7 protein-coding genes and 1 pseudogene are annotated in these 13,881 nt (G+C 71.6%); 5 read left to right on the top strand and 3 right to left on the bottom strand.

Annotation, left to right across the window (positions count from 1 at the left end; genetic code table 11):
* Positions 1-145: 145 nt before the first annotated feature.
* From MKL11_RS18260 to MKL11_RS18250, 3 genes and pseudogenes are all read right to left on the bottom strand, one after another.
* Positions 146-2,203, bottom strand: coding sequence for an ATP-binding protein (locus MKL11_RS18260; RefSeq protein WP_243945896.1), 2,058 nt, complete (start codon positions 2,201-2,203; stop codon positions 146-148).
* Positions 2,200-3,704, bottom strand: a pseudogene (locus MKL11_RS18255) (ATPase domain-containing protein). The gene MKL11_RS18260 and the pseudogene MKL11_RS18255 overlap by 4 nt, the downstream one beginning before the upstream one ends.
* 136 nt (positions 3,705-3,840) lie before the next feature.
* A complete protein-coding gene (locus tag MKL11_RS18250; RefSeq protein ID WP_243945902.1) occupies positions 3,841-6,264 on the bottom strand; it encodes a PAS domain S-box protein in 2,424 nt (807 codons plus the stop codon).
* Between the two features lie 430 nt (positions 6,265-6,694).
* Between MKL11_RS18250 and MKL11_RS18245 the strand changes: the two genes are divergently transcribed.
* The 5 genes from MKL11_RS18245 (at position 6,695) to MKL11_RS18225 (ending at position 13,874) form a co-directional block, all read left to right on the top strand.
* Entirely contained in the window at positions 6,695-7,423 is a 729-nt protein-coding gene (locus MKL11_RS18245; RefSeq protein WP_243945894.1) for a lysophospholipid acyltransferase family protein, read from the top strand.
* Positions 7,424-7,801: 378 nt separating this feature from the next.
* On the top strand, positions 7,802-9,526 hold the full coding sequence (locus MKL11_RS18240; RefSeq protein ID WP_243945892.1) for a type I secretion system permease/ATPase: 1,725 nt from the start codon (positions 7,802-7,804) through the stop codon (positions 9,524-9,526).
* Entirely contained in the window at positions 9,523-10,839 is a 1,317-nt protein-coding gene (locus tag MKL11_RS18235; protein ID WP_243945887.1) for an HlyD family type I secretion periplasmic adaptor subunit, read from the top strand. The genes MKL11_RS18240 and MKL11_RS18235 overlap by 4 nt, the downstream gene beginning before the upstream one ends.
* A 106-nt stretch (positions 10,840-10,945) precedes the next feature.
* The gene (locus tag MKL11_RS18230) at positions 10,946-12,250 is read left to right on the top strand and encodes a family 16 glycosylhydrolase (protein ID WP_243945885.1); all 1,305 of its coding nucleotides are present in this window, start codon (positions 10,946-10,948) and stop codon (positions 12,248-12,250) included.
* A gap of 274 nt (positions 12,251-12,524) precedes the next feature.
* Positions 12,525-13,874 carry a CHASE3 domain-containing protein gene (locus tag MKL11_RS18225; protein WP_243945884.1) on the top strand — a complete coding sequence of 450 codons (1,350 nt, stop codon included), beginning with the start codon at positions 12,525-12,527 and terminating at the stop codon, positions 13,872-13,874.
* Positions 13,875-13,881 lie beyond the last annotated feature (7 nt).

Raw genomic sequence — 13,881 nt, 5'->3', positions numbered from 1 at the left:
GGGTGGAGCAGCCCGGTAGCTCGTCAGGCTCATAACCTGAAGGTCACAGGTTCAAATCCTGTCCCCGCAACCAAATCTCTTTCGACTATGCGATCCTTCACGAACCCGGCCCGCCCAACGCGGACCGGGTTTTCTGCGTTCGGGCTCAGCGGCCCTCGCCCCCGAGCACCAAGCGCAAAGACCGGGCGAGTTCGTCCCGGCGATAGGGCTTGTTCAGGACCGGCAATTCGCCGTGGCCGATCATCTGGCCCTCGTCGAGATTGGCCACGTAGCCCGATGTGAGCAGCACCTTGATCCCAGGGCGCACCCGCTGGGCCTCGACGGCGAGCTGCGAGCCGTTCATGCCGCCCGGCATGACCACGTCCGAGAACAGGATGTCGATGCGCTCCACGCCCCGGAGATGCGCCAAGGCCTCGGCGGCGTTGCGGGCGATGATGACCCGGTAGCGCAGCTCCTCCAGGCTCTCCACCGCCATGCCGAGCACCTGCTCGTCATCCTCGACCAGCAGCACGGTCTCGCCCTCGCCGGCGCGGCGCAACGGGATCGTCCGCAGCGCGCCGGCCCCGGTCTCCTCGTCGGCCGGGTCGGTGGAGCGCGGGAAGTAGAGGTTCACGGTGGTGCCGGCCCCGACCGCGGAGGCGATATCGACGAAGCCGTTGGCGCTGCGGATGAAGCCGTAGACCTGGCTGAGCCCGAGCCCGGTCCCCTTCCCGACCTCCTTGGTGGTGAAGAACGGCTCGAACACCCGCTGGAGCTTGTCCGGCGGGATGCCGGCGCCGGTATCGGTCACCGAGACCAGCACGTAGGGCCCCGGCGCCACGGCCTTTTCGGCCACGGCCCCGGTGCCGAGATGGACGTTGCGGCTGGTCACGGCGATCCGCGTGTGCCCGGGCGTGCCCTCCATGGCGTCGCGGGCGTTCACGATCAGGTTCAGGACCGCGGCCTCGAACTGCGCCGGGTCGATGCGGATCGGATCGAGGGCCGGGTCGAGGTCGAAGGCGAGTTCCACCGCGCCGCCGGCGGCCCGCTCCGCGAGCGGCCGGAAATCGAGGAGCAGGCGGTTGGGGTTGAGCGTCTGCGGCCGCAGCATCTGGCGGCGCGAGAAGGCCAGGAGCTGCTGGGTCAATTGCTCGCCCCGGCGGGCCGCGCCCATGGCGGCCTCCGCGAGCCGCTTCACACGGTCGACCTGCTCCGGCCGCCGGAGCACCATGTCGAGGCCGCCGACGATGACGGTGAGCAGGTTGTTGAAATCGTGGGCGACGCCGCCGGTGAGCTGGCCGATCGCCTCCATCTTCTGGGCCTGGCGCAGGGCCTCCTCGGTGACGTGCTGGTCGGTGCGGTCCATCAGGATGCCGGCGATCCGGGTCGCCGTGCCCGCGGCGTCGTACTTGACCTGCCCCCGCAGGGCGATCCAGCGCACCGCCCCGTCGACCCGGCGGATGCGGCATTCGAGGTCGAGCTGGCCGGTCTGGCCGACCGTCGAGAAGGCCCGCTCGACGCCCGCGCGGTCCTCGTCGGCGACATGGGCCAGGAAGGTCTCGCGGTTCCAGAACGATTGCGGCGCGTCGTAGCCGAAGACGGTGTCGAAGCGCGGCGAGCGCCGGGACGCACCGGTGACGTAATCGAGATCCCAGGATCCCATCCCGGCGGCGTCGAGGGCGAAGGCCAGGGTCTCGTGGGCGGTCTCGACCTCCCGGGTCCGCTCGGTCACGCGCCGCTCCAGCCCCTCGTTGGCGAGCCGGAGCTGCTCCCGGTCGCGCTCGCGCTCCAGGAGCCGCTCGCGCGCCTGGTACTGGCGGCGGCGGGCCCGCAGGGCGGCGGCCGTGGCGCTGACCAGGGTCTCGGCGTTGATCGGGCGCTCCAGCAGGACCACGTTGCCGAGCCGGGCGAGCAGCTGGGACGCCCGCGGGGAGCGGTGCCCGAGCTGGCGGGTCGCCAGCACGATGAACGGGAAGTCCGACCAGGCGGGCTGCGCATCGAGCCACGCGAACAGGGCCGGCGGCCCGGTCTCCCCGAGGGCCTCCTCGGTGACCAAAGCGGCGGCGGCCCCGGCCCGGAGCGCGTCCATCAAGCCGGCCAGATCGGCACAGATGGCGGCCTGCGTGCCGGCCCGGCCGAGCACCTGCTCGGCCACCGCGGCGTCGCGGCCGCGCGGCGCCAGGATCAGGATTCGCGCCTCGTCCTGCGCCGACGACGCAGTCACCGGGCGCCGCCGGCCAGCATCGCCACCGCGCCGCGATACGACGGCAGGCCCGTGAGCACGCCCTCGAAATCGGTCAGGGCCTCGCCGACCTGGATCCCGTGCGCGGACAGCCGCATCTCGCGGATGGTGCGCTCATGCGCGTTGACCCGGCTCTTCACCACGGAGAGGGCCGTGCGGACCTGGCCCCTGGCCTCGAAGAACCGGAACAGCAGGATCGCGTCGCTGAGATAGCTGAGGTCGATATCGGTGCGGACCTCGCCGATCACCCCGTGCTGCCCCAGGACCAGCAGCGTCGTGACCCCCTGCTGGTTCAGGTAGCTCAGCATCTCGTGCATCTGCAGGATGAGGAACTCCTCGCCCGGCATCGCGTGCAGATAGGCGTTCAGGCTGTCGATCACGACGAAGCCGGACCCGCGCTCCTCCACGGCCTGCCGGACCATGCTGGAGAACTCACCCGGCGACAGCTCGGCCGGATCGATCCGGGTGATCGTCAGGCGCCCGGTCTCGAGATGCCGGGCCAAATCCATGTCCAGGGTCGCCGCGCGCGTGAGCAGGGTCGCGAGGCCCTCGTCGAACAGGTAGTAGGTCGCGGTCTCGCCCCGCTCCAGGGCCGTCAGCATGCAGCGGATGGCGGTGGTCGTCTTGCCGACCCCGGACGGGCCGAGCAGCAGGGTGTTGGTGCCGGGCACCAACCCGCCGCCGAGCAGCAGGTCGAGCCCCCCGTGCCGGTGGAGCGCGCCTTCGCGTCGAAGGGCGTGTGATGCTCGGCGGCGACCAGGCGCGGGAACACCCGGATGCCCCCGGTCTCCAGGGAAAAATCGTGGTCGCCGCCCCGGTACTTGATGCCGCGCATCTTGATGATCCGCAGCCGGCGCCGCTCGGAGCCGAAATCGCGCAGCCTCTGTTCCAGAGAGATCACCCCGTGGGCGATACTGTGGAGCTGCAGGTCGCCGGTCTCCGAGGTGCGGTCGTCGAGCATCAGCACGGTGCAGGCCCGCTTGGCGAAGAACTGCTTGAGCGCCAGGATCTGGCGGCGGTAGCGCAGCGGGTTCTGGGCGAGCAGGCGCAGCTCCGAGAGCGAATCGAACACCACCCGCTCGGGCTTGAGCGCCTCGACCCGGGCGATGACCTCCCGGACGGTCTCGCCGAGCTCGATCTCGGACGGATGGAGGATCGACTGCTCGCTGTCGGGATCGAGCCCCATCTCGTTGACGAGCTCGTAGACCTCGATGCCGTCCAGCGACCAGCCATGGGTCGCGGCCGAGGAGCGGAGTTCCTGGCCGGTCTCGGACAGGGTGACGTAGAGCGTCGCCTCGCCGCGGGCCGCGCCCTCGCGCAGGAACTGGAGCGCCAGGGTGGTCTTGCCGGTCCCGGGCGTGCCCTCGAGCAGATAGAGGCGGCTCGGCGTCAGGCCGCCGCAGAGGATGTCGTCCAGGCCGGGAATGCCGGTCGAGATCCGCGGCGCCGGGCTGGCCGGGAACGCCGTGGCGGTGTCGGTCATCGGCTCGCTCAACATGCCCCCACAATCGACGCCCCGCCCGCGCGGCGGTCACGGTAGCGGCCGCGCCGGCCCTTGTCACAGTGCCGGCAGCGACGCAGCCGGGCCTTCCGCAGGCCCGCGCGGCGACGCGCGAGCCTCACGGCTCGATCATGTCCCGGATGCGCGCGGCCAGCGCCTCGATCACGAACGGCTTGGTGAGCACCTGCATGCCGTCATCCAGGTAGCCGTTGCCCACCGCGGCGTTCTCGGCATAGCCGGTGATGAACAACACCTTGAGACCTGGACGGGTTTCACGGGCGGCATCCGCCACCTGCCGGCCGTTCATGCCGCCGGGCAATCCGACATCGGTGATCAGTAGGTCGATGCGCGCGTCCGATTGCAGGACCTTCAGCCCGGACGGGCCGTCCGCGGCCTCGATCGCCCTGTAGCCGAGATCCTCCAGGATCTCGGTCACCAGCATGCGCACGGAGGGCTCGTCGTCGATGACGAGGACGGTCTCGCCCTGCTCGGCCCGCGGCACCGCGGCGGCATCTTGGATCGGCACCGCGGCGGAGAGGTCGCCGTGGAAGCGCGGCAGGTACAGGCACACGCTCGTGCCCTGTCCGACCTCGGAATAGATCCGCACCTGCCCGCCGGATTGCCGGGCGAAGCCGTAGATCATCGACAGGCCGAGCCCGGTACCCTGGCCGATCGGCTTGGTGGTGAAGAACGGGTCGAACGCCTTGGCGATCACCTCAGGGGTCATGCCGGTGCCGGTATCGGTGACGCACAGCGACAGGTACTGGCCGTGCGGCAGGTCCCGCTCCCGGGCGGCGCGGTCGTCGAGCCAGCGGTTGGCTGTCTCGATGGTGATGCGCCCGCCCTCCGGCATGGCGTCGCGGGCGTTGATGCACAGGTTCAGGAGCCCGTTCTCGAGCTGGCCCGGATCGACCAGGGCGGGCCACAGGCCGGCGGAACCGACCACCTCGATATGGATCGACGGGCCGACGGTCCGGCGGACCAGCTCCTCCATGCCGTGAACCAGGGCGTTCACGTCGGTGGGCTTGGGGTCGAGGGTCTGGCGGCGCGAGAACGCGAGCAGGCGGTGGGTCAGCGCCGCCGCGCGCTTGGCCGCCCCCTGGGCGGCGGTCATGTAGCGGTCGAGGTCGGTCATCCGGCCCTGGCTCATGCGCGTCTGCAGCAGTTCCAGGCTGCCCGAGATCCCGGTGAGCAGGTTGTTGAAGTCGTGGGCGATGCCGCCGGTCAGCTGGCCGACCGCCTCCATCTTCTGCGATTGCCGCAGGGCCTCCTCGACCTTCTCGCGCCGGGCGGCCTCCTCCTCGACGCGCCGCTCCAGGGTGGCGTTGAACGCCTCCAGGGCGGCCTTGGCGCGCAGTTCCCCCTCGATGTTGCGCGCCTCGATGACCGTCCCGATCGCCTCGCCGCGCTCGTTCCGGATCGGGCTCGCGGTGAAGCCGACGGGGTAGAACGAGCCGTCCTTGTGGACGAAGACCTCCTCGCCCTGCTCGCGCTCGTTCTCCGGGAAGGCCTGGTCGATCGGGCATTCGCAGAGCGGGTAGGGCGATCCGTCCGGCCTTGTGTGGTGCACCACGTCGTGAAGGGCGCGGCCCTCGGTCTCCTCCAGGGCGAAGCCGGTGAGCGTCTCGGCGGCGCGGTTCATGTAGCTGCAGTGCTGGCGGTCATCCATCAGGAAGATCGCCTGCGAGGTGTTGTTGAGGATGGCGTCGAGCCGGCGCGTGGTCTCGACCAGGCGCTCCTCGGCGGCCTTGCGGTCGTGAATGTCGGTGACCGAGCCGATATAGCCGTGAAAGCCGCCATCCGCCCCGAGGCGGGGCTGGGCCGCGTCGATGAACCAGCGGTAGCGGCCGTCGGCGCCGCGCAGGCGGTACTCGATCCGGAATTCGCCGTGCCGGGCATTGGCGGCCAGGAACGCCTGGCCCGAGGCGTCCCGGTCGTCCGGGTGGACCGCGTCGAGCCAGCCGAGGCCGTGGCTCTCCGCGACGGTCTGGCCGGTGTACTCGTACCAGCGCCGGTTGAGGTAGGTGCAGGCCCCGTCGGCCCCGGTCATCCACATCATGACCGGGGCGTGGTCGGCCATGTTGCGGAACCGCGCCTCGCTCTCGCGCAGGGCGGTCTCGGCCCGCATCCGGGCGGTCGTGTCCGTACAGGTGCAGTACACGCCGGCCACCGCGCCGGCCTCGTCCCGGAGCGGCGCGTAGGAGAAGGTGAACCAGGTCTCCTCGGCGTAGCCGTGGCGGTTCATGACCAGGGGCAGGTTCTCGATCCAGGTCGCCTCGCAGGCCATCGCGGCCTCGACGTAGGGCTCGATGTCGGACCAGACCTCCGCCCAGATGTCCCGAAAGCGCGCGCCCATCGCGGCCGGGTGCTTGCTGCCGAGGACGCCCGCGTAGGCGTCGTTGTAGAGGAAGCTGAGCTCCGGCCCCGCGGCCACGAACGTCGGGAAGCCGGATCCCTGCATCAGGCTGACGGCGGCGCGCAGCCACTGGGGCCAGTCCTGCGGCGGACCAAGGGTCGAGGACGACCAGTCGAACGCCCGCATGACGGCGCCGGTCGCCCCGCCGCCCGCGATGAACAGCGGCCCGGTCCCCCGCTCGTCCGACAGAGCGCCTCCGTCACCCGCACGCCCCGTCACCCTGGCCAACCCGGTCTCCTTCGCGCCCGCGCCCGCGCGCCGAACCCTCCGATAACGCCGCGCGGCGGCAACCGTTCGCGGATTCGGCGCGGTCGATTGCCGAGCCTGTCCCGAGAGCCCGACCCATTCCGCGCCTCCGGAGGGCGACGCCGCGTCTCGGCCGCTCGAACCGCGGAGCCGATGACGGATCGGTGGATGGCCCAGCGCGTTAGTGGTCATCGCCCGCCGATGATGGCGCCCGCGGCTTTCCGGTCCGGCTGAATTTGCCGTGCACCGCGATCCGCGAGGCGCTATGCCGATGACCCGCCCCGCCCCGGGCCCTATGTGAGGCCCGATCTTGGCGCACACCCGCTCCCTCCTGTTCGTCGCGTACTGGACCACCTGGACGGCCCTGTTCGTCGCGCCGCTGGCGGTCCTGGCCCTGGCCGGGGCGCCGGCGCGGCCGGTCCGCACGGCGGCGCGGCTCTGGGCGCGCGGGGTCCTGGCGGGCCTGCACCGGATCGTCGGCCTGCGCTACGTCGAGGAGGGGCGCGAGCACCTCCCGGCCGAGCCCTGCCTGCTCGTGGCCAACCACCAATCCACCTGGGAGACCCTGGCCTTCCTGGTGCTGGTCCCCGACGTGGCGATCGTGGCCAAGCGCGAATTGCTGGCGATCCCGGTGGTCGGCTGGTTCCTGCGGCGCTCGCCGATGATCGTGATCGACCGCGCCAACGGCACGCAGGCCCTGCGGGCGATCATCGAGGGCAGCCAGGCCGCCGTCGCGGCGGGCCGCTCGGTGCTGATCTTCCCGGAGGGCACGCGGGGCCGGGCCGGCGATCCGCTGCAGTTCAAGCGCGGCGTCGAGCTGCTCTACGGCCGGCTGCGCCTGCCGGTGGTGCCGGTGGCGGTGAATTCGGGCCTGTTCTGGCCCCGGGGCGCGGCCACCCGGGCCGGCACCATCGTGGTGAGCTACCTCGCCGCCCTCGCCCCCGGCCTGCCGGCGGCGGAATTCCTGCGCGGCACCGAGGGCGCGATCGACCGGGAGCTCGACCGCTGGCGCCCGGCCGAGGCGCAGGGGCCGCGTTAGCAGGCCGCGCCAGACGTTTCGTTTCGGCGTCGGCGGGGAGGATCCGCGCCATTCTGGCGCGTCTTGACCGTGCGTCTGGCGCCGAGCCGTCGGAGCGTCTCCCCCGCGTCGGGCGGACTGAGCCACAAGGGTCGATCGGCTCCCCAGCACAAGCCTCGGTACTTCTTACCGACATCGAGGCCTGCAACCCATAGTTGTACAGCCGGTTACGTCATGAACCCGGAGACGTTCATGTCGCTCCCTGCCGCCGCAATTCTCAGCCCCGCCGCGCGCTGGCGCGTCGGCCCCGACCCGCTCGCGCGTCCCGGCCTCTGACGGCCCGGCCCCCGCCGCTCCCGCGGCGGGGTTCCTGAACCGCGTCTCCGGGGAGACCGTCCTGTGACCGACGAGCGCGCGTTGCGTGTTGCGAAAAGCCGCGAGTTCCGGGCCGCGCTCCGGGCCGGGCGCGGCGCCATGATCACCGTGATGATCGTCAGCGGCCTGATCAACCTGCTGATGCTGACCGCCCCGATCTTCATGCTGCAGGTCTACGACCGGGTGCTGCCGAGCCGGAGCATCGCCACCCTGGTCGGGCTCGCCGGCATCGCCCTGATGCTGTTCGTGATCCAGAGCGTGTTCGAGGTGTTCCGCGCCCGGATCCTGGCCCGCTTCGGCCGCCTCGTGGACGAGCGCCTCGGCCCGCGGATCTTCCGGACCCTGCTGGCGCGCGGCGCCGAGATGCCGTGCGGCGACGACGGCCCCCAGGCCCTGCGCGACCTCGACACCGTGCGCGGCTTCGTGTCGAGCCTGGCGCTCACCGCCGTCTTCGACCTGCCCTGGGTGCCGCTCTACGTCGCGGTCTGCTTCCTGTTCCATCCCTGGCTCGGGGCGGCGATCGCGGGGGGCGCCCTGATCCTGTGCGCCCTGACGGTCCTGACCGACTGGGCCTCCGCCGAGACCACCCGGGAGACCGTGCGGGTCGCCGGCGCGCGCCAGTCCTTCACCGACATGGCGCACCGCACGGCACCGCTGCTCTGCGCGCTGGGGATGCGGTCGCGGGTAGCCGATCTCTGGCAGGACCGGACCCGCCAAAACCTCGATGTCGCCCTCTTCGGGAACGACCTCGCCATCGGCTTCGGCGCGACGGCGCGGCTGCTGCGCACGGTGCTGCAATCCGGGATGCTGGGGCTCGGCGCCTACCTGGTGGTGCGCGAGGAGGCCACCGGCGGGGTGATGCTGGCCGCCACGATCCTGTCGGCCCGGGCGCTCGCGCCGGTGGATCTCGTCATCGCCAACTGGAAGTCGTTCTCGGCCGCCCGGCAGGCCTGGAGCCGGCTCGTGGCGTTCCTGCCCCGGCGGGAGCCCGAAGCCCTGACGCCCCTGCCGGCGCCCCGGGAGAGCGTTCGCGTGACCGCCCTGTCGATCGCCGTCCCCGGGACCGACACCCTGGTCCTGCACGACGTCAACGTCGCCCTCGCCCCCGGCAGCGCGCTCGGGGTGATCGGCGCCAGCGGCTCGGGCAAGTCGACCTTCGCCCGCGCTCTGGTCGGCCTCGCCCGGCCGGTCCGCGGGGCGATCCGCCTCGACGGCGCGGCGATCGACCAATGGGATCCCGACGCCCTCGGGCGCGCCGTCGGCTACCTCCCGCAGGACATCGCGATGTTCGACGGCACCATCGCGGAGAACATCACCCGGTTCGATCCCGCGCCCGACCCGGAAGCCCTGCAAGCGGCCGCGCAGGCGGCGGGCGTCCACGAGGTCGTGCTGCGGCTGCCCGGCGGCTACGACGCCCGGGTCGGCGCCGGCGGGCTCGGCCTGTCGGGGGGGCAGCGCCAGCGGATCGCGCTCGCCCGGGCGCTCTACGGCGAGCCGTTCCTGGTGGTGCTCGACGAGCCGAACTCCAACCTCGACGTCGACGGCGACCGCGCCCTCGCGGCGGCCGTGCAGGGCGTGCGCGCCCGCGGCGGCATCGTGGTGGTGATCGCCCACCGGCCGAGCGCGCTCGCTTCGGTCGACCGCATCCTGGTCCTGGGCGAGGGCCGCGTGCGGCTGCACGGGCCTCGCGACGAGGTGCTGGCGCAGCTGGGCGCCCTGACCCGGCAGACACCCGCGCGGGTCGCATGACGCGGGATCAGATTTCGGCCGACCCGACCCGCGAGACCCGGCGCTCCCTGCGGCGGCACATCGCCGGCGTCGCCGCCGTGGTCGTGCTGGCCGCCGGCACCGGCGCCTGGACCGCCACCACGGAACTGTCCGGGGCGATCATCGCCACCGGCTCCCTGGTGGTCGAGAGTAGCATCAAGAAGGTCCAGCACCCGACCGGCGGCGTGGTCGCCGAATTGCCGATCCAGGAGGGCGCCCGCGTCCAGGCCGGCGACCTGCTGGTCCGCCTCGACGCCACCACCACCCGGGCCACCTACGACAGCGTCAGCAAGAGCCTGTGGGAGATCGCCGCCCGCGACGCCCGGCTGGAGGCCGAGCGCGACGGCCGCGACGAGCCCGCCTTCCCGGCCGAGCTCGCCGGGGCGGGACGGGAGGTCGCCCGGATCGTCGATGGCGAGCGCAAGCTGTTCCGCTTCCGCCGCGACGCGCTCCAGGGCCAGAAGGCGCAGCTGCGCGAGCGGATCGGCCAGCTGCGCGAGGAGATCAAGGGCCTGGTCGAGCAGGCCGCCGCCAAGGAGCAGGAGACCGCGATCATCGGGCGGGAATACGAGGGCGTCGAGGATCTCTGGAAGAAGAACCTGATCCAGCTGACCCGGCTCACCAGCCTGCAGCGCGACATGGCCCGCCTCAAGGGCGAGCGCGGGGTGCTGGTGTCCAGCATCGCCCAGACCAGGGGCAAGGTCTCGGAGACCGAGCTGCAGATCATCCAGCTCGAGCAGAATCTGCGCAGCGACGTCGCCAAGGAGCTGGCCGAGAACCGCGCCAAGGCCGCGACCCTGACCGAGCAGCGGATCTCCGCCCTCGACCAGCTCCAGCGGATCGAGATCCGCGCGCCGCAGACCGGCTACGTGCACGAGCTCGCGGTCCACACCCGCGGCGGCGTGATCGCCCCGGGCGAGCCGATCCTGCTGATCGTGCCGAACGCCGATTCCCTCGTGGCCGAGGTCCGGGTCGCGCCCCAGGACATCGACCGGCTGCAGACCGGCCAGGACGCGGGCCTGCGCTTCCCGAGCTTCGACCAGCGGACCACGCCGGAGCTCAACGGCCGCGTCACCCGGATCGCCGCCGACGTCAGCGAGGACAAGCGGACCGGCAGTGCCTATTACCTGGTGCGCCTGGGCGTGACCAAGGACGAGCTCGGCCGCCTCGACGGCGCCAAGCTGATGCCCGGCATGCCGGTGGAGGCGTTCATCCGCACCGCCGACCGGACGGTCCTGTCGTACCTCACCAAGCCCCTGGTCGATCAGGCCCGCCGGGCGTTTCGCGAGAAGTAGGCCGGTCCGGCCGCATCGCCGCCGGGCCGGCAGGAATATTGCAACCCTTGATTGCATACAGGGATTGACCCCGCAGGACCCGGCAGAACCGACAGGCCAGCCCCCGATGCCGATCGACCCGAACAACCTCGCCCAAACAGCGACCCTCACCTACAGCGACGCGTTCGACACCCTCGATCTCTGGAACGGGACATCGGGCCTCGACACGGCGGGCGGCCCGCAATGGGGCAGCTACGTCACGGCCACCGGCACGCGGCCGTTCAACCAGGAACAGGAATGGTACGTCCGGGCCGACCATTCCACGGACGGCAGCGCCGCGGCGCTGCCCAACCCGTTCAGCGTCCACGACGGCATCCTGACCATCACGGCCGCGCCGTCCGACCCGTCGCAGCTCCCCGACCTCGGCGGCCAGCCCTACACGTCGGGGATGATCAACACGTCCCACAGCTTCAGCCAGACCTACGGCTACTTCGAGATGCGGGCCGAGCTGCCGGCCGGGCAGGGGGTGTGGCCGGCCTTCTGGCTGCTCGCCAAGGACGGGTCCTGGCCGCCGGAGATCGACGTGATGGAGATGCTCGGGCGCGATCCCAGCACGCTCTACACGACCGTGCACAGCCTCGCGCCCGGCCAGACCCCCGACACCCACACGGTGAGCCAGGGCGCGTCGCATGTCGCCGACATGAGCAGCGGCTATCATACCTACGGGGTCGATTGGGAGCCGGACAACCTGACCTTCTACTTCGACGGCCAGGAGGTCTATCAGACGCCCACCCCCGCCAGCCTGGACAAGCCCATGTACATGATCGCCAACCTGGCGATCGGCGGGACATGGCCGGGCGATGCCGACGCGACGACGCCGTTCCCCGCCCAGATGAACATCGACTACCTGCGCGCCTACCAGGCCAACCCGAACACCGGCACGAGCCCGAACCCGAGCCTGGAGCCGGTGTTCCACTTCTACGACGCGTCCACCGGCCAGCATCTCTACACCGCCAGCACGGCGGAGCGGGACGCGATCAAGACGTCCCAACCGGACTACGCGTATCAAGGGGTCGGCTGGGCCGCCCCGACCGGATCCGCCGGCACCGAGGACGTCTTTCACTTCACGAACGCGGCGACCGGGGACGATTTCTACACGACCAGCACGGCCGAGCGGGACGGCCTGCTCGGCTCCACCTCGGGCTACCATTACGACGGCGTCGCCTTCGAGGCCTACACGGATCCGACCACCCCCGGATCGAGCGCGATGACCATCGAGCGGTTCGTCAACACCGAGAGCGGCCGCCACTATTACGCGTCCAGCGCCGCGGAGATCAGCTCCATCGAGCAGGGCCAGGCCGGCCCCGGCTGGGTCGACGAAGGCCACGCCTTCACGCTGCACGCCCCCACCCAGAGCATGTTCGGGCTGTAGCGGCTGGGAGACGGGCGCGGCGGATCACGATTGCGGCAGCGCGGAGCAGAATCCGCTTTCGCACGGGACGTTTATCCCAGGCGCCGGGAACAAACGCCGGAGCCATCTTTTGTGCTGGCGGTTATCCCCGTCGGCCCCGTCCGGATTGTGCTCCGACGCCCTCGAGACAGGAGATCGCTGTGCCCGCGGTGCAGAGCGCGATCACGCGCCAGCCCTCTCGGACAGCGGCCCCGGCCGGCGGCGTCGCGACGTCTGAAGCCTCCGCGGGGCCGGCGTGACCGCCCGCGCCGCCCTGGACGTGATCGAGCAGCTGCCCGGGCGCTCGAAGACCGTCGACCGCATGATCGCCGGCCTCGCGGTGATCCTGGCGATGCTGGGCATCGCGGTGGGCGCCTCGGTCTATCAGCAGCGCGGCAGCGAGGCCGTGCGCCACGCGCTCGCCGTCGAGGGCCGCCTCGGCCGGGTGCTGTCGGCGGTCCAGGACGCCGAGACCGGGCAGCGCGGCTACCTGCTCACCGAGGACGAGAATTTTCTGCAGCCGTTCCGAAACGGCCGATCCAAGGTCAACGGCGAGATCGCCCGCCTGCACGAGCTCCTGCGGGACGACGCCGGACAGCGCGCCGAACTCGACGGCCTGATCCTGCTGATCCGGGACAAGCTCGGCGAGCTCGGCACCAGCATCGACCTGCATCGAGCCGGCGACACCGAGGCCAGCCGCACCCTCGTCCGGGAGGGGCACGGACGCCGCCTGATGGACGAGATCCGCACGGTCGTGCGCCGCATGGAGGCCCAGGAATCGGCCCTGATGGAGCAGCGGCAGGCGGCGGTTTCCAGGATCGCGCTGCTGATCTGGGCGGCGCTCGCCGGGCTCGTCCTGATGCTGATCCTGTTCGCCGTCTCGGCCATGCGCGAGGCGGGGCGGCGGCGCCGGCTGTCGCGCTTCCTGCCGCAGGAGCTGGTCTCGCGCCTGGCCGATGACGACGGCAGCCTGCGGGCCGGCCGGCGGCAGCAGGCGGTGATCGCCTTCGTCGACATGCGGGGCTCCACCGCCCTGGCCGAGCGCCTCGACCCGCAGCAGCTCTCCGCCTTCCTGTCGGCGTTCCGGCGGCGGGTAATGCGCATGGCCCGGCTGCACAACGGCGTCGTCGACAAGTTCATCGGCGACGGCGCCCTGGTGGTGTTCGGCCTGCCCGAAGCGCAAGCCGACGACGCCGCCCGGGCGGTGGCCTTCGCCACGGACCTGGTCGAGGTCATCGCCCGCTGGAACCTCAAGGGCGAGCACGACGCCACCGTGCGGATCGGAATCGGCCTCCATTGCGGCGAGGTGTTCAGCGGGATCATCGGCGAGGAGGCGCGCTACGAGTTCACCGTGCTGGGCGACACCGTGAACGTGGCCGCCCGCCTGGAGCAGGCGACCAAGGTCCACGGCGTCCCGATCCTGGCCTCGGAGGCGGTCCGGCGCGCCGCCGGGACGGCAACCGGCATCTGGCGGGAGGTCAGCCGCGAGCCCCTGCGCGGCCGGCGGGAGCCGATGGCCTACTTTTCGGTCGAGGCCCCGGGCCAAGGGGAGCCCGCACCGGCGCGCCTCCGCGACGTCGATCCCGCCCCGGCGATGGCGCTGTAGCCACTTC

Source organism: Methylobacterium sp. J-077, assembly GCF_022829365.1.
Lineage (GTDB): Bacteria > Pseudomonadota > Alphaproteobacteria > Rhizobiales > Beijerinckiaceae > Methylobacterium.
The sequence above is the reverse complement of the archived record's forward strand: the minus strand, read 5'-3'. Positions and strand labels throughout refer to the sequence as shown.

What these genes read in the sequence shown, in the direction of transcription:
- MKL11_RS18250 (WP_243945902.1), bottom strand. Translation starts at nt 6,264, where the DNA reads ATGCGGGCGTTCGACTGGTCGTCCTCGACCCTTGGTCCGCCGCAGGAC.
- MKL11_RS18230 (WP_243945885.1), top strand. Translation starts at nt 10,946, where the DNA reads ATGCCGATCGACCCGAACAACCTCGCCCAAACAGCGACCCTCACCTAC.
- MKL11_RS18235 (WP_243945887.1), top strand. Translation starts at nt 9,523, where the DNA reads ATGACGCGGGATCAGATTTCGGCCGACCCGACCCGCGAGACCCGGCGC.